This window comes from Catenuloplanes niger, assembly GCF_031458255.1.
In the GTDB taxonomy this organism is placed as follows: Bacteria; Actinomycetota; Actinomycetes; order Mycobacteriales; family Micromonosporaceae; genus Catenuloplanes; species Catenuloplanes niger.
In genome coordinates, this window is sequence record NZ_JAVDYC010000001.1 from 5,742,137 (window position 1) to 5,761,111 (window position 18,975).

Annotated in this window: 19 protein-coding genes; 14 read left to right on the forward strand and 5 right to left on the reverse strand. The window is 72.1% G+C overall.

The genetic code is table 11. The features are described 5' to 3' along the window. Position 1: 1 nt before the first annotated feature. From recG to mutM, 11 genes are all read left to right on the forward strand, one after another. Positions 2–2,191 (forward strand): ATP-dependent DNA helicase RecG, encoded by a 2,190-nt coding sequence (recG, locus tag J2S44_RS25540; RefSeq protein WP_310418891.1) that lies wholly within the window; start codon positions 2–4, stop codon positions 2,189–2,191. A gap of 3 nt (positions 2,192–2,194) precedes the next feature. Continuing rightward, positions 2,195–2,533: a DUF952 domain-containing protein gene (locus J2S44_RS25545; protein WP_310418894.1), complete on the forward strand. Its 339-nt coding sequence runs from the start codon at positions 2,195–2,197 to the stop codon at positions 2,531–2,533. Further along, entirely contained in the window at positions 2,530–3,093 is a 564-nt protein-coding gene (gene rsmD, locus J2S44_RS25550; RefSeq protein ID WP_310418897.1) for a 16S rRNA (guanine(966)-N(2))-methyltransferase RsmD, read from the forward strand. The genes J2S44_RS25545 and rsmD overlap by 4 nt, the downstream gene beginning before the upstream one ends. Then, positions 3,090–3,569, forward strand: a complete 480-nt coding sequence (gene coaD / locus J2S44_RS25555) for a pantetheine-phosphate adenylyltransferase (protein ID WP_310418898.1) — start codon at positions 3,090–3,092, stop codon at positions 3,567–3,569. The genes rsmD and coaD overlap by 4 nt, the downstream gene beginning before the upstream one ends. A 209-nt stretch (positions 3,570–3,778) precedes the next feature. Next, entirely contained in the window at positions 3,779–4,279 is a 501-nt protein-coding gene (locus tag J2S44_RS25560) for a hypothetical protein (protein ID WP_306839505.1), read from the forward strand. A gap of 105 nt (positions 4,280–4,384) precedes the next feature. Further along, positions 4,385–4,948, forward strand: coding sequence for a YceD family protein (locus tag J2S44_RS25565; RefSeq protein ID WP_310429913.1), 564 nt, complete (start codon positions 4,385–4,387; stop codon positions 4,946–4,948). A 5-nt stretch (positions 4,949–4,953) separates the two neighbouring features. Further along, the gene (gene rpmF, locus J2S44_RS25570; protein WP_307243996.1) at positions 4,954–5,127 is read left to right on the forward strand and encodes a 50S ribosomal protein L32; all 174 of its coding nucleotides are present in this window, start codon (positions 4,954–4,956) and stop codon (positions 5,125–5,127) included. 54 nt (positions 5,128–5,181) lie between these two features. Continuing rightward, on the forward strand, positions 5,182–6,141 hold the full coding sequence (locus J2S44_RS25575; protein ID WP_310429915.1) for a phosphate acyltransferase PlsX: 960 nt from the start codon (positions 5,182–5,184) through the stop codon (positions 6,139–6,141). Between the two features lie 215 nt (positions 6,142–6,356). Beyond that, complete coding sequence (gene rnc, locus J2S44_RS25580; protein ID WP_310418901.1) at positions 6,357–7,109, forward strand: ribonuclease III; 753 nt, start codon at positions 6,357–6,359, stop codon at positions 7,107–7,109. A 23-nt stretch (positions 7,110–7,132) separates the two neighbouring features. Then, the gene (locus tag J2S44_RS25585; protein ID WP_310418904.1) at positions 7,133–8,257 is read left to right on the forward strand and encodes a putative hexosyltransferase; all 1,125 of its coding nucleotides are present in this window, start codon (positions 7,133–7,135) and stop codon (positions 8,255–8,257) included. A gap of 8 nt (positions 8,258–8,265) precedes the next feature. Continuing rightward, positions 8,266–9,108, forward strand: coding sequence for a bifunctional DNA-formamidopyrimidine glycosylase/DNA-(apurinic or apyrimidinic site) lyase (gene mutM, locus J2S44_RS25590; RefSeq protein ID WP_310418907.1), 843 nt, complete (start codon positions 8,266–8,268; stop codon positions 9,106–9,108). 166 nt (positions 9,109–9,274) lie between these two features. Here mutM and J2S44_RS25595 read toward each other — a convergent pair whose 3' ends face one another. After that, positions 9,275–10,195: a CAP domain-containing protein gene (locus tag J2S44_RS25595; protein ID WP_310418909.1), complete on the reverse strand. Its 921-nt coding sequence runs from the start codon at positions 10,193–10,195 to the stop codon at positions 9,275–9,277. Positions 10,196–10,540: 345 nt separating this feature from the next. Here J2S44_RS25595 and J2S44_RS25600 point away from each other — a divergent pair, with 345 nt between their 5' ends. The 3 genes from J2S44_RS25600 to J2S44_RS25610 all read left to right on the forward strand — a co-directional run bounded on the left by J2S44_RS25600 (position 10,541) and on the right by J2S44_RS25610 (position 15,238). Continuing rightward, a complete protein-coding gene (locus J2S44_RS25600) occupies positions 10,541–10,735 on the forward strand; it encodes a hypothetical protein (RefSeq protein WP_306834311.1) in 195 nt (64 codons plus the stop codon). 305 nt (positions 10,736–11,040) lie between these two features. After that, positions 11,041–14,625 carry a chromosome segregation protein SMC gene (smc, locus tag J2S44_RS25605; RefSeq protein ID WP_310418911.1) on the forward strand — a complete coding sequence of 1,195 codons (3,585 nt, stop codon included), beginning with the start codon at positions 11,041–11,043 and terminating at the stop codon, positions 14,623–14,625. Beyond that, positions 14,618–15,238 (forward strand): HAD family hydrolase, encoded by a 621-nt coding sequence (locus J2S44_RS25610; protein WP_310418913.1) that lies wholly within the window; start codon positions 14,618–14,620, stop codon positions 15,236–15,238. Before smc ends, J2S44_RS25610 begins: the two co-directional genes overlap by 8 nt. 13 nt (positions 15,239–15,251) lie before the next feature. Here J2S44_RS25610 and J2S44_RS25615 read toward each other — a convergent pair whose 3' ends face one another. The 4 genes from J2S44_RS25615 to J2S44_RS25630 all read right to left on the reverse strand — a co-directional run bounded on the left by J2S44_RS25615 (position 15,252) and on the right by J2S44_RS25630 (position 18,971). After that, positions 15,252–15,776: a DinB family protein gene (locus J2S44_RS25615; protein ID WP_310429917.1), complete on the reverse strand. Its 525-nt coding sequence runs from the start codon at positions 15,774–15,776 to the stop codon at positions 15,252–15,254. Positions 15,777–16,087: 311 nt separating this feature from the next. Then, positions 16,088–16,924 carry an undecaprenyl-diphosphate phosphatase gene (locus J2S44_RS25620; RefSeq protein ID WP_310418916.1) on the reverse strand — a complete coding sequence of 279 codons (837 nt, stop codon included), beginning with the start codon at positions 16,922–16,924 and terminating at the stop codon, positions 16,088–16,090. Positions 16,925–16,998: 74 nt separating this feature from the next. After that, a complete protein-coding gene (locus J2S44_RS25625; RefSeq protein WP_310418919.1) occupies positions 16,999–18,285 on the reverse strand; it encodes a HAMP domain-containing sensor histidine kinase in 1,287 nt (428 codons plus the stop codon). Then, positions 18,282–18,971, reverse strand: a complete 690-nt coding sequence (locus tag J2S44_RS25630; protein WP_307244016.1) for a response regulator transcription factor — start codon at positions 18,969–18,971, stop codon at positions 18,282–18,284. Before J2S44_RS25630 ends, J2S44_RS25625 begins: the two co-directional genes overlap by 4 nt. Positions 18,972–18,975: the final 4 nt, after the last annotated feature.

Genomic DNA, 18,975 nt, shown 5'->3' on the forward strand with positions numbered 1-18,975 from the left:
CATGACGGAGACGGCCGTCACGGTCGACACCCCCCTGGAGAAGGTCCTCGGCGCGAAGTCGGCGAAGCCGCTCGCGGAGAAGCTCGGCCTGCACACCGCGGGCGACCTGCTCTACCACTTCCCGCGCCGGCACGACCAGCGCGGCGAGCACACCGACATCCGCGGGCTGGAGGTCGGCGAGGACGTCACGATCATGGCCCAGGTCAAGCGGGTCGAGTCCCGGCAGATGCGGCAGCGCCGGGGCTCGCTGCTGGAGGTGCTGGTCGGCGACGACACCGGCAACACGATCTCGCTGACGTTCTTCAGTCAGCCGTGGCGGCAGCGCGAGCTGAAGCCGGGCGTGTGGGGCATGTTCGCCGGCAAGGTCACCGACTTCCGGGGCAAGCGGCAGCTCAACAGCCCGGAGTACCTGCTGCTCGACTCCGACGACGACGGGACCGGTGACATCGAGGAGTTCGCCGGCGCGTTCATCTCGGTCTACCCGGCCGCCGCCGCGGTGCCGACCTGGACCGTCGCCAAGGCCGTGCGGACCGTGCTCGACGTGATCACCATGCCGGAGGACCCGCTGCCCGCCCGGCTGCGCGGCGAGCACGGCCTGATGAGCCTGGACCGCGCGTTGCGGGAGATCCACAAGCCCACCGACGAGTCCGACCTCTACCGCGCCAAGCACCGCCTCAAGTGGGACGAGGCGTTCGCGGTGCAGCTCACGCTGGTCCAGCGCAAGGTGCGGGCCGCGTCCTGGCCGGCCCGGCCGCGCCCGCGCCGCGAGGGCGGCCTGCTGGAGCGCTTCGACGCGGCGATGCCGTTCGAGCTGACCGAGGGCCAGGCCAAGGTCGGCGAGGAGATCGCGTCCGACCTGGGCACGCCGCACCCGATGCACCGGCTGTTGCAGGGCGAGGTCGGCTCCGGCAAGACGCTGGTCGCGGTGCGCGCGATGCTCCAGGTGGTGGACGCGGGCGGCCAGGCCGTGCTGCTCGCGCCGACCGAGGTGCTGGCCGCGCAGCACTACCGCGGCATCGCGGAGCTGCTCGGCCCGCTCGGCCGGGCCGGCGAGCTGGACTCCGACCCGGACGCGACGCGCCTGACGCTGGTCACCGGCTCGCTCGGCGCGAAGGCGAAACGCGCCGCGCTGGCCGAGGTCGCGTCCGGGCAGGCCGGCATCGTGGTCGGCACGCACGCGCTGCTCTACGAGGGCGTCGACTTCAAGGACCTGGGCCTGGTCGTGGTGGACGAGCAGCACCGCTTCGGCGTCGAGCAGCGGGACGCGCTGCGCGCCAAGGCCGCGCAGCCGCCGCACGTGCTGGTGATGACCGCCACCCCGATCCCGCGCACGGTCGCGATGACCGTCTTCGGCGACCTGGAGGTCTCGGTCCTGGCCCAGCTGCCGCGCGGCCGCTCGCCGATCGCGTCGCACGTGGTGCCGACCGCGGAGAAGCCCGCGTTCTTCGAGCGCGCCTGGCGGCGCATGCGCGAGGAGGTGCAGAAGGGCCACCAGGGGTACGTGGTGTGTCCGCGGATCGGCTCGGAGGACGGCGACGACGAGGTCGAACCACCCGCCGACGGCTCGGACGCGAAGCGCCCCCCGATCGCGGTGCTGGAGGTCGCGCCGATCCTGGCCGAGGACTTCCTGAAGGGCGTGCGGATCGGCATCCTGCACGGCAAGCTCCCGGCCGACGAGAAGGACGCGGTGATGCGCGCCTACGCCGCCGGCGACATCGACGTGCTGATCGCCACCACCGTGATCGAGGTGGGTGTGAACGTGCCGAACGCGACCGTCATGATCGTGCTGGACGCGGACCGGTTCGGCGTCTCCCAGCTGCACCAGCTGCGCGGGCGGGTCGGCCGGGGCAGCGCGGCCGGGCTCTGCCTGCTGGTCACGGACGCGCTGGAGGGCACGCCCGCGCGGCAGCGGCTGGACGCGGTCGCCTCCACCACCGACGGGTTCCGCCTGGCCGAGCTCGACCTGGAGCAGCGCCGCGAGGGCGACGTGCTGGGCGCCGCGCAGTCCGGCCGCCGTTCGCACCTGCGGCTGCTGTCCCTGCTGCGGGACCAGACAATGATCGCGGAGGCGCGGGCGGAGGCGCTGGCGCTGGTCCGGGACGACCCGGAGCTGGACCGGCACCCGGCTCTGGCCGCGTCCGTCGCCGCGCTCGTCGACGACGAGCGCGCCGAATACCTGGAGAAGGGCTGACCCATGATCCTGCACTTCTGCACCGCGGAGGCCTGGGCGGCCGCGCAGCGCGCGGGGGAGTACACGGCGGACACGCTGGCCACCGAGGGCTTCATCCACTGTTCGACGGCCGCGCAGGTGCACCTCCCGGCCACCGCGTTGGCCCGCGGCCGCACCGACCTGGTGCTGCTGGAGATCGACGAGTCCCGCCTGCCGGAGCCGCCGCGCTGGGAGCTCGGCGAGGGTACGGACATGGAGTTCCCGCACGTCTACGGCCCGATCCCGGTGCACGCGGTGATCGCGGTGCATCCGTACCCGCCGGAGCCGGACGGCTCCTTCGCACCCCCGAAGGGACTCGTGTGACCAGGATCGTCGCCGGCGCGCTGGGCGGGCGGCGGCTCACCGTGCCCGTCGGCTCGCACACCCGGCCCACCTCCGACCGGGTGCGCGAGGCGCTGTTCAACACGCTGGAGACGCTGATCGACCTGGACGGCGCCCGGGTCGCGGACCTCTACGCCGGCTCCGGCGCGGTCGGGCTGGAGGCGCTGTCCCGGGGCGCCGCGCACGCGCTGCTGATCGAGCACGACGCCAAGGCCGGGCGGATCATCCGGGGCAACATCGCGGCGCTCGACGCGCGTGACCGGGCCGTGCTGCAGCCGGCGAAGGTCGGGACCGCGCTGCTCGCCGGGCCGGCCGGAGAGCCCTACGACCTGGTGTTCGCGGACCCGCCGTACCCGATGCCGGATCTCGAGGTGCTGGAGATGCTGGCCGCGCTGGTGGAGCACGGCTGGCTCGCGGAGGACGCAGTGGTGGTCGTCGAGCGTTCCAGCCGCGGTGCCGGTCTTGCCTGGGTGGAGGGCATCACTGCGGTCCGCAGCCGGAAGTACGGCGAGACCACTCTTTGGTACGGTCGCCGATCATGACGAGCGCTGTGTGCCCCGGATCCTTCGATCCCGTGACCAACGGCCATCTGGACATCATCGGCCGCGCCAGCCGGCTCTTCGACGAGGTGATCGTCGGAGTGCTGATCAACCAGTCCAAGCTCGGCCTCTTCACCATCGAGGAGCGCATCGAGCTGCTCACCGAGGTGACCTCCTCGTACGGCAACGTGCGGGTGGCCTCGTTCCAGGGCCTGCTGGTCGACTTCTGCCGGGCGCAGCAGGCGGGCGTGGTGGTCAAGGGCCTGCGCGCGGTCAGCGACTTCGACTACGAGCTGCAGATGGCCCAGATGAACATCGGGCTGGCCGGCGTGGAGACGCTGTTCATGCCGACGAACCCGCTGTACTCGTTCCTCTCCTCCAGTCTGGTCAAGGAGGTGGCGAAGTGGGGCGGCGACGTCTCCGCGCACGTCCCGGACGTGGTGGACCGCCGGCTGCGGGCTCGCCTGCGCCAGGCGTGACTTCTCGCAAAACGCCCGGCCCGGCGATCCCGCGCGACCGGTGACGCTGGGCAGCCCCGGTGGTCGGTAACGAGATGGCGACGGATCCGACGCGCCGATGACGTGGGTTTCGCCGCAACGGGCGCCGGGGCCGCATGATGGTGAAGCAGAACGGCGGAGTGGCCGCAGTCAGTGACAGGAGTGAGGCGCCGGTGGACCCGTCCGACCGTATGGACCCGCTCGACCGCATCGACGAGATCATCAACATCGTGGAGCAGGCGCGCTCCGTGCCGATGTCCCGGACGAATTGCATGGTCGAGCGCGGCGAGATGATCGGCATGCTGGAGGACCTGCGCGCCGAGCTCCCCACGGATCTGCGCAAGGCCGCGGCTCTGCTGGAGGAGCGCGACCGGATAATCGACAAGGGCCGCAGCGAGGCCGAGCGGATCATCTCGGAGGGCGAGGCGGAGCACGCCCGGCTGGTCTCGGTGAACGAGATCACGGTCTCCGCGGAGCACGAGGGCGCCCGGATCGTCGCGGAGGCGCGCGCCGAGGCACAGCGGCTGCGGGAGGAGGTCGACGACTACGTCGACACCGCGCTGGCCAACTTCGAGCAGTTCCTGACGCGCGCACTGGCGTCGATCGAGCGCGGCCGGGACAAGATGCACGCGCTGCGCGAGATCGGCTCGTTCGCCGGTGCCGACGAGGGCGAGCGCCCACTCCCGTTCTAGCCTGGGGCGATTCGACGCTGCCGCCGACGGTCGGGTAACCTTTTTCGTCGGCCGTCCGCACGGCCGGAGACTGCTGTGCCTTCCACCGCGCTACAGAGAATCGCTATGCCTAAGAACCCTGAGAATCACCTCGACCCCCGGTCGCCGCTCGTGCTCGACACCGTCGAGCTGCCGCGCCGTCCTGGTGCCATGCGTGAGATCAGCCGGGTCGTCGAGGCGCCGGCGGATCTCGGCGTGGAGATGATCGGCGTGGCGAAGGGTGCCGAGATCAGCCTGGACCTGCGGCTGGAGTCGGTGTCCGAGGGCGTGCTCGTGTCGGGGTCCGTGTCCGGGCCGATCACCGGCGAGTGCGGCCGATGCCTGCGCACGATCGACGACTCGTTGACCGTCACGATCCAAGAGCTGTATGCGTACGAGAACAGCGCCACGGACGAGACGACCGACGAAGATGAAGTTGGCCGGATGCAGGGCGATCTGATCGACCTGGAGCCGGCCGTGCGGGACGCGGTGGTGCTGGCCCTGCCGACCAACCCGCTGTGCCGCGACGACTGCCCAGGGTTGTGCTCCGAGTGCGGGGTGCACTGGGACGATCTGCCCGACGATCACAATCACGATCAGGTCGACCCACGCTGGGCCGCCTTGCACAACCTGACCAACACCGAGGAGTAATTACCGTGGCCGTCCCGAAGCGCAAGATGTCGCGCAGCAACACCCGGTCGCGCCGGGCGCAGTGGAAGACCTCGGCGGTCGCGACCGTTGCCTGCCCGCAGTGCCGCTCGCCGAAGCTGCCCCACACGGCGTGCAACACCTGCGGCACGTACAACGGTCGTCAGGTCCTCGAGGTCTGACGCCGCGCGGTGACGCATCCGGCCACCGGTCGGACCGCGCCTGCACAACGGCGACTGCCCGGTGCCTCGGCTCCTTTCACGGAGCCGGGCACCGCGCGGATCGCCGTCGACCTCCTCGGCGGGGATTCCGCACCCGCCGTCGTGGTTGACGGCGCTCTGCGAGCGTGCCGGGTCGATCCCGACCTGCATCTTCTGCTCGTCGGCCCCTCCGAGGTGGCCGACGAGATCATTCATGCCCTCCCGCCGTACGACCGGGCCCGGGTTGCCGTCCGCGGCGCCCGGCGCGCGGTCGCGATGGCGGACGCCCCGGCGAGCGGGGGCCGCGCCGACACCACGGTGCGGTCGGCCGCCGCCGCGGTCGCGGAGGGCCACGCGGACGCGATGACGTCCGCCGGTCCGAGCGGCGCCGTCGTCACGGCCGCCGTGCTCGGCTTCGGGCGCATGCCCGGCATCCGCCGTCCCGCGCTGGCCGCCACGTTGCCGGCCGCGCACGGGCCGGTGCTGCTGCTCGACGTGGGCGCCTCGATCGAGGCGAGCCCGACCACCCTGGTCCAGCACGGGCTGCTCGGCGTCGCGTACGCCACGGCCGTCCTCGGCGTGCCCGCGCCGCGCCTGGGCCTGCTCTCCATCGGCACCGAACCCGGCAAGGGCGACCATCCCCGGCGGGCCGCCGACCTCGCGCTGGCCGAGCGCGCGCTGCCCGGCGCCGCGCGGTACGCCGGCCTGGTCGAGGGTTACGAGATCGCCACCGGCGAGCTCGCCGACGTCGTGGTGACCGACGGCTTCACCGGCAACGTGCTGCTCAAGGGCGTCGAGGGCGTTTACGGCTCGACCGCCTCCGACGAGACCCCGCCCCGCGCCGCCGCCCTCCTCGGCGTCGGCGGGACCGTGGTCGTCTGTCACGGCGCCGCCTCCGGCGCCGACCTGGCCTCGGGCATCGCCCTGGCCGCCGACCTCCATCGACGCGCCGCCACGGCGGCCATGTGCGCACTTATCGGAGATGCTCATGAGTGAGCTTGCGAACGAATCATCGGCTCAGCGCCGACCACCGCGTCCCGGTAGCGAACCGGGGTGCCCGGCATGAGTGAGCTTGCGAACGAATCATCGGCTCAGCGCCGACCACGGCGTGACCGTAGCGGACTTGGGGTGCCCGGCTTGAGTGAGCTTGCGAACGAATCATCGGCTTCGTGCCGACCGCGGCGTGACCGAAGTGGACCGGGGGACGTGGCATGACCGACCGGGAGAAACGGCGCCGGCCGTCGGTCGGGCACCTGGAGTCCGCCTTCGGTGTGTCGATCGACCCTGAGCTGCTGGAACGCGCTCTGACCCACCGGTCGTACGCGTACGAGAACGGCGGCCTGCCCACCAACGAGCGGCTGGAGTTCCTCGGCGACTCCGTGCTCGGCGTCGTGATCACCACCGCGCTCTTCACCGACCACCCGGACCTGCCCGAGGGCAAGCTGGCGAAGCTGCGCGCCAGCGTGGTCAACATGACCGCGCTCGCGGACGTGGCCCGCACGCTCGGCCCGGACGGGCTCGGCGCGTACCTCTTCCTGGGCAAGGGCGAGGAGACCACCGGCGGGCGGGACAAGGCCAGCATCCTGGCGGACACGCTGGAGGCGCTGCTCGGCGCGATCTACCTCCAGCACGGGCTGGACGTCGCGGCCAAGGTGATCCACAAGCTGTTCGACCCGCTGATGGCCGCGTCCTCGAAGCAGGGCCCGAGCCTGGACTGGAAGACCAGCCTGCAGGAGCTGACCGCGTCGCTCGGCCTGGGCGTGCCGGAGTACCGGATCGACGAGGCCGGCCCGGACCACGCGAAGACGTTCACCGCCTGGGTCGTGGTGGCCGGTGAGCGGTACGGCGGCGCCGAGGGCAAGAGCAAGAAGCAGGCCGAGCAGCGAGCCGCGGAGGCGGCCTGGCGCAACCTGTCCGATCAGGGCCCACACTCGCTGAGCGCGGACGCCGACGGGTCACCGTGACCCGTACCGCGCAGCCCGTGTCCATGGCGGAGAAGAGCCTCTCCCCGCTCTGGCACGTCGTCGTCGTGCTCGGCCTCTTCGTGGCGATCCGCGGGCTGCAGTCCGCGGCCATCGCCTGGCTCGCGCTGCCCGGCGCCACGGTCGCGGACAGCCTGCTCTCCTGGGACGCGGGCTGGTTCGTCCGGGTCGCCGGCGAGGGCTACCCGACCGGCTACACCTATGACGAGGACGGCACGCTCGTCGGCAACGGCATCGCGTTCTTCCCGCTCTACCCGGCGCTGATCCGGCTGGTCTCGTTCACCGGGCTGAGCCTGCCGGACGCGGCGCTCGCGGTCACCTGGGCCTGCGGCGCCGCGGCCTCGGTCGCGCTGTTCCAGCTCGGTTCGCGCCTCTACGACCGCCGCACCGGGTATGTGCTCACCGTCCTGGTGATCGCGCAGCCGATGTCCGTGGTGCTGAACATGGGCTACTCCGAGGGCCTGTTCCTGGCGCTCGCGGCCGGCGCGCTGCTGGCCGCGCACCGCCGGTCGTGGGTGTGGATGGGCGTGCTGGGCCTGGCCGGCGCGCTGGCCAGGCCGACCGGCTTCGCGCTGACGGTGGCGCTCGGCGTCGCGGCGCTGCTGGCCTGGCGCACCGAGGACCGCCGGGGCCGGATCACCGCGCTCGGCGCGGCCGCGGTCGCGATGGCCGGCACCCCGGCGTACCTGCTGTGGGCCGGTCACCGGATCGGCGACTGGGACGCCTGGTTCCGGGTGCAGACCGCCGGTTGGGGCTCCACGTTCGACTTCGGCCGCAGCACGCTCTCGTTCCTGGACAGCACGCTGCGCACCGGCAACGGCTGGGTGCAGGTCAGCGTGGCCTGGATCCTGATCGGCGCGGTCCTGCTCGCGGTCACGGCCGTGCTGCACCGGCCGTGGTGGCCGCTGGTCGCCTACGGCCTGGTCACGCTCGTGCTGGTCGTCGGGCAGGGCGGGTACTACCATTCCAAGCCGCGCCTGCTCGTACCGGTGCTGCTGATCATGTTGCCGCTCGCGACCGCGCTGGGCCGGGCCCGCTGGCGCACGATCGTCCCCGCGCTCGCCGGCTACGCCGCGTTCGGCCTCTGGTACGGCGCCTATCTCGTCACCGTCTGGCCCTACACGATCTGAGGAACCACGTGCCCGAACTTCCCGAGGTCGAGACCGTCCGCACGGGTCTGACCCCCTGGGTCGTCGGCCGCCGCCTGCACACGGTCGAGGTCCGCCATCCGCGCGCGATCCGCCGGCACGTGCCCGGCGCCACCCACTTCGCCGACGTGCTGGCCGGCCGCACGATCACCGACGTCCGCCGGCGCGGCAAGTACCTGTGGCTGCCGCTCGACTCCGGCGACGCGATCATCGGCCACCTCGGCATGTCCGGCCAGCTGCTGATCCAGCCCGGCGAGGCGCCGGACGAGACGCACCTGCGGGTCCGCTTCGGCTTCGACGACGACGGCCCCGAGCTGCGCTTCATCGACCAGCGCACGTTCGGTGGCCTGTCCGTCTCCAGTGGTGGCGCCGAACTGCCGTCGGAGATCGCGCACATCGCCCGCGACCCGCTGGACCCGCTCTTCGACGACCGCGAGTTCGCCGCGCGTCTGCGCCGCCGGCGCACCGAGATCAAGCGCGCGCTGCTCGACCAGTCGCTGATCTCCGGCGTCGGCAACATCTACGCCGACGAGGCGCTCTGGCGTGCGAAGCTGCACGGCGCCCGCCCCACCGACGCGCTCACCGGGCCGGCCGTCGCCCGCCTGCTCGGCCACGTCCGCGACGTCCTGTCCGCCGCGATCAAGGAGGGCGGCACCAGCTTCGACGCGCTCTACGTCAACGTCAACGGCGAGTCCGGCTACTTCGACCGCGCGCTCAACGTCTACGGCCAGGAGGGCCTGCCCTGCGCCCGCTGCGGCACCGCCGTCCGCCGCGAGTCCTTCATGAACCGGTCCAGCTTCAGCTGCCCGCGCTGCCAGCCCAGACCCCGATAAAAGCCGATGTTCCCGCTTCCGGCGCGGGCACGTTCCGAGTGCTCCCGCGGGCACCGGTCGGCCGCGGGCGGCCTCCCTGCAAGATCCGCTGTGGCGTACCGATCGGGGTGTCCCGCACGTCGTCCTGACGACGTGCGGGACACCCCGATCGTGGGACGCGCCGCCGTCAGCTGCCGGCGCCGAACATCTGGGTCCAGATCGGCGTGTTGCCGTCGTAGGCGAGGCCGACCCCGGTCTCCTTGGCATCGCAGTTGAGGATGTTCTTGCGGTGGCCGTCGCTGTTCATCCACGACTCCATGACCTGCTCGGCGGTCTGCTGGCCCTTCGCGATGTTCTCGCCGATCGCGTTCTGGTAGCCGGCGGCCTTGGACCGGTCCCACGGCGACCGCCCGTCCGCGCTGGTGTGGTTGAAGTAGTTCTGGTCCGCCATGTCCTGGCTGTGACCGCGCGCCGCGGTGCGCAGCTTCTCGTTGTTCGTGACCGCGCCGCAGCCGGCCTCCGCGCGCCGCGCGTTCACGATCTTGGTGACCGCGTTCTCCAGCGACGTGATCCCGTCGGTGGCACCGCCACCACCCGAGTTCCCGCTGTCGCCGCCGCTGTCGCCACCGCTGTCGCCGCCACTCCCGGCGTCGCCGCTCCCACCGTCGTCGTCGCCGTCCTGCTCCGGCTCGGTCTCCTCGGGCGGCGCGGGCGCGGCCGGTGCGCTGGCCTTCGGCGCGGCGGACGGCGACGGGCTCGGCGACGGCGAGGCCGGGTTCGCACCGAACATCGCCTCGCCGCTGATCTCTCCCGCGGGACGGTCGGCCCCGCGCGCCGCGGCCGGGTCGGCGGCGACGTCGTCACGGTTCGCGCTCGCGGCGTCGACCGTGCCGTCCGCGGACCCGCCGGACACGTTCGGCGGCAGCATGTAGGCTGCCAGCCCGAAGATCGCCAGGACGGCCGCGACCAGAGCCACCAGCCCCGCGGTGCCGCCGGGCAGCCGGCGCGCCTTCCGGACCTTCTTCGCCTTGTGCCGCCCACCGGAGGTGATCTCCTCGGCCCGGGGCAGCTCTCGCTGGCTCGTCGCTCGCTCGGCTCGCCGTGACACGGGGTGAACGCCTCCACAGACGGAAGAACCGCCTGCTCACGCAGAGCGGTCGATGAATGCAGCTTGCCGATCGAACGTAAACGGGTGACCAGCACACTTCCAACAGACCTAAGGAAGACCTAGGGAAGACCTAAGAACCGTCGGACCGTCCGCAAAATGCTAATTACCGGGCGTGATCGACGTGGCGCGGGACACGCCGCGCTTGACTCTTTTGGCGGCTCGGCGGACTATGGAGGTGTCGCCAGTCGCGCCCGATCACGCCGTGTGTGCCCATGAGCGTGGAGTCGCGATTTGCTGGGCGCGCGTTGGCCGGCCTTTCCGGCAGCGCATTATGAGGAGACAGAAATGGCGAAGGCCCTCTACGGCCACGTCGGCATGGCGCAAGACCGGCGCCTCGTCGACGAGGTCACCCGTCTGCGTGCCACGGTGCAGGCACTGGAGTTCGAGATCACGCGGTTGCGTGCCGACAACGATCGGCTCGCCGCTGCCGCCGCCGAGGCGGACGATCTGCTGAGTCTGCGCGAACCGGCGCTGACCTGATTCCGGGGCGTCGGCCCGCCGGCGCCCACAGCAGTGCACTGCCCCCGATCGGGTACGCCCGAATGAAACAACAGAATCCCTGAGCGCGCCGACACACACTCAACGTGGCGGCGCGCAGCCCTTTGTCCGGGCCGTTTCAGCGGCTAGCGTGGGACGTTCCCGGGAGCCTGGCCTGCTCGTTGACCACTCGGGGCAGCGGCGGGGACGAGGGCGCCGCGTGATGCTCGTCTACCGCGGGTTACCCTGCGGAATCGCTTGCCCGCCGGCCTCCCTGCGGCGGGGCGCCGGGGTGAGGATACGGATTCGTGCATCTCAAGAGCCTGACGGTGAAGGGCTTCAAGTCCTTCGCCAGCGCCACCACCATGCGCCTGGAGCCCGGCATCACCTGTGTGGTGGGCCCGAACGGCTCCGGCAAGTCGAACGTCGTGGACGCGATCGCCTGGGTGCTCGGCGAGCAGGGCGCGAAGGCGCTGCGCGGCGGCAAGATGGAAGACGTGATCTTCGCCGGCACGGCCGGCCGCGCGCCGCTCGGTCGCGCCGAGGTCACGCTCACCATCGACAACACCGACGGCGCGCTGCCGATCGACTACACCGAGGTCTCGATCACCCGCCGGATGTTCCGGTCCGGCGAGAGCGAATACGAGATCAACGGCAACGGCTGCCGGCTGCTCGACATCCAGGAGCTGCTCTCCGACTCCGGCATCGGCCGCGAGATGCACATCATCGTCGGCCAGGGCCGGCTGGACAGCATGCTGCACGCGAAGCCGGAGGACCGCCGCTCGTTCATCGAGGAGGCGGCCGGTGTCCTCAAGCACCGCAAGCGGAAAGAGAAGGCGATCCGCAAGCTGGACGCCATGCAGGTCAACCTGAACCGGCTGACCGACCTGACCGCTGAGCTGCGCCGCCAGCTCAAACCGCTCGGCCGCCAGGCCGAGGTGGCCCGCCGCGCCGCCGGCATCCAGTCCGACCTGCGCGACGCCCGCCTCCGGCTGCTCGCGGACGACCTCACCACGCTGCGCACCACGCTGGAGAAGGAGATCGCGGACGAGGCCGCGCTCCGCACCCGCCGCGGTGAGCTGGAGAAGGAGAACGAGATCGCCCAGCGGCGGCTCGCCACGCTGGAGGCCGCGCACGCGGAGGACGCGCCACTGCTCGCGGCCGCGCAGGACGCCTGGTACAAGCTGTCCGCGTTGCAGGAACGCTTCCGTTCCACCGAGCAGCTGGCCGGCGAGCGGCTGCGGCACCTGTCCGCGCCCGGCGAGGAGGAGCGGCCCGGCCGCGACCCGGACATGCTGGAGGCGCAGGCCGAGGAGGTCCGGGCGCAGGAGGAGGAACTCCGCGAGGCGCTGGAGGAGGACAAGGCCCGGCTGGCCGAGGCGATCGAGGCCCGGCAGGACATGGAGCGCCAGCTCGCGGACGCGGAGCGGGCACTGCGCACCGCCGCGAAGGCGATCGCGGACCGCCGGGAGGGCCTGGCGAAGCTGACCGGCCAGGTCAACGCGGCCCAGGCCCGGTCGTCCACCGCGCAGGAGGAGATCTCCCGGCTGGTCACCGCGCACACCGACGCGGCCGAGCGGGCCGAGCGGGCCCAGGCCGCGGTGGACGCGGTCTCCGCCGAGTCGACCGAGGCCGACCGGGACAACGCGGATCTCGACGCCCGGCACGCCGAGGCGGTCGCCGCGCACGACGCCGCGTCCGCCGTGGTCCGCCAGCTCTCCGAGGCCGAGCGCAAGGCGGAGAAGGACGCGGCCAGCTGGAAGGCGCGCGAGGAGGCCCTCGCGATGGGCCTCAAGCGCAAGGACGGCGCCGGCGCGCTGCTGGCCAAGGCCGGGCAGGTCCCGGGCCTGCTGGGCAGCCTGGCCGGCATGCTGAGCGTGCGCCCCGGGCACGAGGCCGCGCTCGCCGCCGCGCTCGGCGTGCTGGCCGACGCGGTCGCGGTGACCGGCGTGGACGAGGCCGTGGAGGCGATGCGCACGCTCAAGATCTCCGACGCCGGCCGGGCCGCGATGCTGGTCGCGGGCGAGGCCGGCCCCGGCGACCTGGGCTCGCTCGACGCGCTGCGGCCCGCGCTACCGGACGGCGCGCTCTGGGCCCCCGACCTGATCACCTGCGCCGAGCAGGTCCGTCCCGCGGTCCACCGGGCGCTGCGCGACGTGGTCTTCGTGCCCGACCTGGAGTCCGCGGCCCGGATCGCGGCGAGCAATTCGGAGCTGCGCGCGGTCACGCCGGAGGGCGACGTGCTCGGCGCGTTCGCCGCGGCCGGCGGCTCCGGCAAGGCGGTCAGCTACATCGAGGTGCAGGCCGCGGTCGACGAGGCGAAGGCGAACCGGGAAGCGGCCGAGGAGACCATCGCGGGGCTGAAGTCGGAGCTGGCCGAGGCGCGCGAGGAGGTGGCCGCGCGCAAGGAAGAGGTGCAGGTCGCGGCCGCGGCCAAGCGCGAGGCGGAGAGCCAGCGCAACGCGGCCGCCCGCCGGCTCGCCGAGCTGGGCGCCGCCGCGCGCTCCGCCAAGGCCGAGACCGACCGGCTCGCCGCCTCCCGCGCCAAGGCCGAGCAGGCCCGCGAGCAGGACCTGATGCGCCTGGAGGAGCTGGAGGAACGGCTGCGCGTCGCGGAGGAGATGCCGCTGGACGAGGAGCCCTCCACGGATGAGCGGGACATACTGGCCGCGAGTGTGCCGCAGGCCCGGCAGAACGAGATGGAGGTGCGGCTCGCCGTCCGTACCGCCGAGGAACGGGTCTCGTCCATCTCCGGCCGGGCCGACTCGCTGCTCCGGCAGGCGAACGCGGAACGCCAGGCCAGGGAACGCGCCGCGGCGCGCAAGGCGGCCCGCGCCCGTGGTGCGGCCATCGCCCGCGCGGTGGTGACCGGCGCGGGTGCGGCGCTCACCCGGATCGTCGCGTCGCTGGAGACGGCCGCGCGGAGCCGCGACGAGATCGCCGCCACCCGGTCCGCGCGCGAGGCCGAGCTCTCCGAGGTCCGTTCGGTCGCCAAGCAGCTCGCCGGCGAGCTGGAGCGGCTGACCAGCGAGGTGCACCGGGACGAGGTGGCCCGCGCGGAGCAGCGGCTGCGCCTGGAGCAGCTGGAGGCGAAGGCGGCCGAGGACTTCTCGCTCGACGTCGAGACGCTGACCAGCGAGTACGGTCCGCAGAACCCGGTGCCGCCGAGCCAGGCCGACGTCGCCGCCGCGGAGCGGGACGGCAAGCCGGTCCCGGAGCCGGCGCCGTTCCACCGGCCGACGCAGGAGAAGCGCGCGGCCAAGGCGGAACGTGACCTGACGCTGCTCGGCAAGGTCAACCCGCTGGCGCTGGAGGAGTTCGCGGCGCTGGAGGAGCGGTTCAAGTTCCTCTCCGACCAGCTCGAGGACCTCAAGGCGACCCGCAAGGACCTGCTCACCGTGGTCAAGGACGTGGACGACCGGATCCTGGAGGTCTTCACGTCCGCGTTCGAGGACACCGCGCGCGAGTTCGAGCACGTGTTCCAGGTGCTCTTCCCGGGCGGCGAGGGCCGGCTGATCCTGACCGACCCGGAGGACATGCTCACCACCGGCGTCGAGGTCGAGGCGCGCCCGCCCGGCAAGAAGATCAAGCGGCTGTCGCTGCTGTCCGGCGGCGAGCGCTCGCTCACCGCCGTGGCCATGCTCTGCGCGATCTTCCGGGCCCGCCCCAGCCCGTTCTACATCATGGACGAGGTCGAGGCCGCGCTGGACGACGTGAACCTCGGCCGTCTGATCACGCTGTTCGAGCAGCTCCGGGAGCGTTCGCAGCTGATCATCATCACCCACCAGAAGCGGACCATGGAGGTCGCGGACGCGCTCTACGGCATCACCATGCGCGCCGGCGTCACCGAGGTCATCAGCCAGAAGCTCGTCAAGGAGAATGCGGATGCGTAGGCAGCGGGCACGTGCCCTGCTCGTCGACCTGGACGGCGTGCTCCGGCACGTACCGGACATCAAGCTCCAGGAGATCGAGCAACGGTACGGGATGGAGCCCGGCCGGCTCCTGGACACCGCGACCGTGTGGGGCCGCATGCAGCCCGCGCTGGTCGGCGAGGTGTCGCACGCCCAGTGGATGTCCGTCGTCGCGGACGAGCTGACGTTCGCGGCCGGCGGCCCCGAGCGGGCGCGCGCGGCCGTCCACGAATGGCAGGCCGAGCGCGGCGTCGTCGACCAGAGCATGCTGGCGTTCCTGCGCGACGTGCGGGCCGCCGGGCTGCCGGTCGGCATAGCCACGAACGGCACCGACGCGCTCCCCGCCGACCTGGACGCGCTGGGCCTGACCGGCGAGGTCGACGTGGTGGTCAACTCGTCCGTGGTCGGCGTGCACAAGCCGGCCAAGGGGTTCTTCGTCGCGGCCTGCCAGGCCCTCCAGCTGCCACCGTCGCTGGTGTTCTTCATCGACGCCGACGACCGCGCGGTCCGCGGCGCCCGCGCCGCCGGCCTCTCCGCACTCCGCTGGAGCGGCCCGGACGATCTCCGCTACGTCCGGGCCGCCCTCGACCTCTAGGGCCGGTCCCCGGTCAGTCGCCGGTCACGCCGTCGATGCGCTCGCGCAGGAAGTCGGCGTGGCCGTTGTGCCGGGCGTACTCCTCGATCATGTGCACGTAGATCCAGCGCAGGTTGCGCTCGGTCCCGTCCGTGGGGTGCCGGTAGATGTGGTCGAGCGGGACGCCCTTGACGGCTGCCCGCGCCTCCTCCGTCTCCGCGACGAAGGTGGCGAGGTCCCGCTCCGCGTCCGCGTCCGCGACGTTCTCGAAGTCGCCGTCGCGCTGGTCCGGCGTGCAGTAGATGTCGTCGAGATCCGGTGCCACCCCGGTGAAGACGCGGAACCACCACCGCTCCACCTCGGCCATGTGCCGCACCAGGCCGAGCAGCGTGAGGATCGACGGCTCCACACTCGCGGTTCTCAACTGCTCCACGGTCAGCCCCGCGCACTTGGTGAGCAACGTCTGCCGGTGCCAGTCCAGCCAGCCCTCCAGCATCTCCCGCTCCGGTGCGACAAAGGGCTCCGAGGCGCGCGCGATGGCCGGCGCGGTCCAATCGATCGTCATGGGCCCGATTCTGCCCGACCCGCTCCCGCGGGTCGCCGGATCCCGCGTGCGGCGGCGTTCGCGTGCTCGCCCCCGCGCCACCGGTGCGGCCCCGGATCATTGACCGATGCGAAAAGGAGATCGTTTCGGCCGTTCGACCGCGCTTTCGCATCGGTCAATGATCTTTACCGGTCTTTACGCTGGCGAGCGGCGATCACGAATGGCCGGCGGGCACCTTTATGGGTAAATATGCGGCGTGCGGCAGCCAGCGCGTGGTGGGACGACTCGACGGGCCGGCCGTGGTCGGCCGACCCGTCGAGTGGTGCCTACGTGGCCGAGATGGTGTTGGTCGCGACCAGGGCGAGGACGATCGTGCCGAGCACGATGCGGTAGACGATGAAGACCGTGTAGCTGTGCTTGGCGACGAACTTGAGCAGCCAGTTGACCGCGAAGTACGCCACGATGAAGCTGACCACGGTCGCGACCAGCGTGTTGACCCAGCCGACGCCGTTGGAGATGTTCTCGAACTCGGTGACGACCTGCAGCAGCGTGGCCGCGGTCAGCGCCGGGATGGACAGGAAGAACGACAGCCGGGTGACCGTGACGCGGTCGAGGTCGCGGAGCAGACCGGCGGACATGGTGGCGCCGGAGCGGGAGACGCCGGGGATCAGCGCGAGACACTGGGTGACGCCGATGATCAGCGTGTCCTTCCAGGTCACGTCGGCCTCGTGGCGGGTCTGGGTGGCCGCGCGGTCGGCGAACCACATGACGAAGCTCCAGACGATCAGCGCGGTGCCGACGAACCAGAGGCTGCGCAGCGTGGTCTCGATCTGGTCCTTGAAGAGCAGACCGATGATCGCGATCGGGACCGAGCCGAGGATGACCGCCCAGCTGAACCGGTAGTCGGGGGTGCCGCGGTTCTCCGCCTTGAACAGGCCCAGGAACCAGGCCTTGATGATCCGGAGGATGTCGCCGCGCAGGTAGAGCAGCGTGGCCAGCACCGCGCCGGACTGGATGATCGCGGTGAACGCGGTGATGTCCGGTGCGTCGATCTGGTAACCGAGCAGCTTCTCCAGGATCGTGAGGTGACCCGTGCTGGAGACCGGCAGGAACTCGGTGAAGCCTTCGACGGCGCCGAGCAGCACCGCTTCGAGGATGTTCACGGACTGGCTCTTCCCTCCACCGGCGCGCGTGCCGGCCGTTCAGCGGAATGACAACTGCGGGGGGTGACGAGCGATCAAGATAGCGCGTGCGCGTCGGCCGGCTTGAGGTGCAGGGTGACCCGCGCACCGCCGAGCTGCCCACGGTCGATGTGGACGCCGCCGCCGAGCTCGGTGGCGACCCGGTGGACGATCGACAGGCCGAGCCCGGTGGAGCCGCCGCCGCTGTGGCCGCGCTGGAGAGCCGCGCGCGGGTCGCGGATGCCGGGGCCGGCGTCGGACACGGTGAGCGCGTCGTCCGAGACCGTGACCAGGAACGGAGTGCCCTGCGGGGTGTGTTCGAAGACGTTGCCGATGAGCGCGTCGACCACGCCGATCAGGTCCTCCTCGGGCACGCTGACCCAGACCGGCCGGTCCGCGCCGACGACCTGCCAGGGGCGGCCGTGGTCATCCGCGAGCACGGCCCAGAAGGACAGCCGGTCGGCGAGCACCTCGACCAGATCGGTCTGCGCGTCGGTACGCTCCGTGACCGGCCGCCGCGCGCCGCTGATGATCTCGTCGATCTCGTGTTGGAGATCCGACACCGCCTGCCGTACGCGGTCCGCGACCGGGCCGGGCGGGATGCGGTCCGCGTCCAGGCGCAGCGCGGTCAGCGGCGTGTGCAGCCGGTGCGACAGGTCGGACGCGAGCTCCCGCTCCTTGTCGATGAACCGGATCATGCGGTCGGCCATGGTGTTGAACGCGGTCGCGGCCTCGCGCAGCTCCGGCGGGCCGGCCGGGGTGACGCGCACGGAGAGGTCCTTGGCGCCGAACGCGCGGGCCGCGCCGGCCAGTGAGCGGGCGGCGCGGACCAGCCGGACGCCGATCCGGTCCGCGACGAACACCGAGCCGGCCACCAGGACGAGCGACATCCCGGCCATCGCGGCCCAGGCCACGTCGACGCCGCGGCGCAGGTCGGCGTCCGGCACGAAGACCTCGATCACGGCGGTACGGTTCCCGTCGATCGCGGTCGCCTGCAGGTAGACCTGGCCGCCGGGCACGACCGCGGTGGTCGCCTGCCGGCGCGACTCCACCAGCTCCACGTCGCCGGCGTCGGCCACGCTGGTGCCCATCGGCGGCGCGCCGGGCAGGTGCACGGCCAGCCGGTTGTCGGCCCCGGCGGCGGTCGCGGCCATGGCGCGGGTGAGCACGTCCGGATCGTCCGTCACGGTCAGCGCCGCGACCATGCCGACCGCCTGCTGGCGCGCGTCCGCGAGCGCGCGGTCCTCGGCGATCTCCATGACGACCAGGGCCAGCGGTACGACGAACGACAGCGCCACCATCGACGTCACGGCCAGCGCCAGCCGGGCGAGTGCGGCCCTCAACTGTGATCGGCCAGCATGATGCCGACGCCGCGGACGGCGTGCAGCAGGCGGGGCTGGGCGGCGGTCTCACCGAGCTTTCGGCGCAGCCACGAGATGTGCACGTCGAGCGTCTTCTCGAAGCCGGCGTACGGCGCGCGCCACACCTCGGTCACCAGTTCCTTGCGGGTGACCACCTGTCCGGCGCGGCCGGCGAGGTAGGCGAGCAGCTCGTACTCCTTTCGGGTGAGTTTCAGGACCTCGCCGTCGAGCGTGATGGTTCGGCGGGACGGGTCGACGCACAGTCCACCCACCCGGACCGGCTCCGAGCTGCGCTCCGGCGCGGCCGGACGGCCCCGGCGCAGCACCGCGGTGACCCGGGCGGCCAGGTGCGCGGTGGAGAACGGCTTCACCACGTAGTCGTCCGCACCCGCGTTGAGCAGGCGGATGATGTCCAGCTCACCGCGCCGTCCGGTGGCGACGATGACCGGCACGTCGCAGATCGTACGCAGCATGCGCAACGCGTCCGCGCCGTCGATGTCGGGCAGGCCGAGGTCGAGAATGACCAGGTCAGGTTGATTGTGGGTGATCTCCTGCAGCGCCTCCATGGCACTGCCGACCGCGCGGACGGCGTGTCCGAGGTCGGTCAGCGTATGCGCGATGGCGCCGCGCACCGTGGGGTCGTCGTCGACGAGCAGGACGAGGGGCATGGCA

Bases quoted from the DNA above. Each gene is read 5' to 3' on its own strand.
- recG (WP_310418891.1), top strand. From the start codon at position 2: ATGACGGAGACGGCCGTCACGGTCGACACCCCCCTGGAGAAGGTCCTC.
- J2S44_RS25545 (WP_310418894.1), top strand. From the start codon at position 2,195: ATGATCCTGCACTTCTGCACCGCGGAGGCCTGGGCGGCCGCGCAGCGC.
- coaD (WP_310418898.1), top strand. From the start codon at position 3,090: ATGACGAGCGCTGTGTGCCCCGGATCCTTCGATCCCGTGACCAACGGC.
- J2S44_RS25560 (WP_306839505.1), top strand. From the start codon at position 3,779: ATGGACCCGCTCGACCGCATCGACGAGATCATCAACATCGTGGAGCAG.
- J2S44_RS25565 (WP_310429913.1), top strand. From the start codon at position 4,385: ATGCCTAAGAACCCTGAGAATCACCTCGACCCCCGGTCGCCGCTCGTG.
- rnc (WP_310418901.1), top strand. From the start codon at position 6,357: ATGACCGACCGGGAGAAACGGCGCCGGCCGTCGGTCGGGCACCTGGAG.
- J2S44_RS25585 (WP_310418904.1), top strand. From the start codon at position 7,133: ATGGCGGAGAAGAGCCTCTCCCCGCTCTGGCACGTCGTCGTCGTGCTC.
- J2S44_RS25600 (WP_306834311.1), top strand. From the start codon at position 10,541: ATGGCGAAGGCCCTCTACGGCCACGTCGGCATGGCGCAAGACCGGCGC.
- J2S44_RS25610 (WP_310418913.1), top strand. From the start codon at position 14,618: ATGCGTAGGCAGCGGGCACGTGCCCTGCTCGTCGACCTGGACGGCGTG.
- J2S44_RS25630 (WP_307244016.1), bottom strand. From the start codon at position 18,971: ATGCCCCTCGTCCTGCTCGTCGACGACGACCCCACGGTGCGCGGCGCC.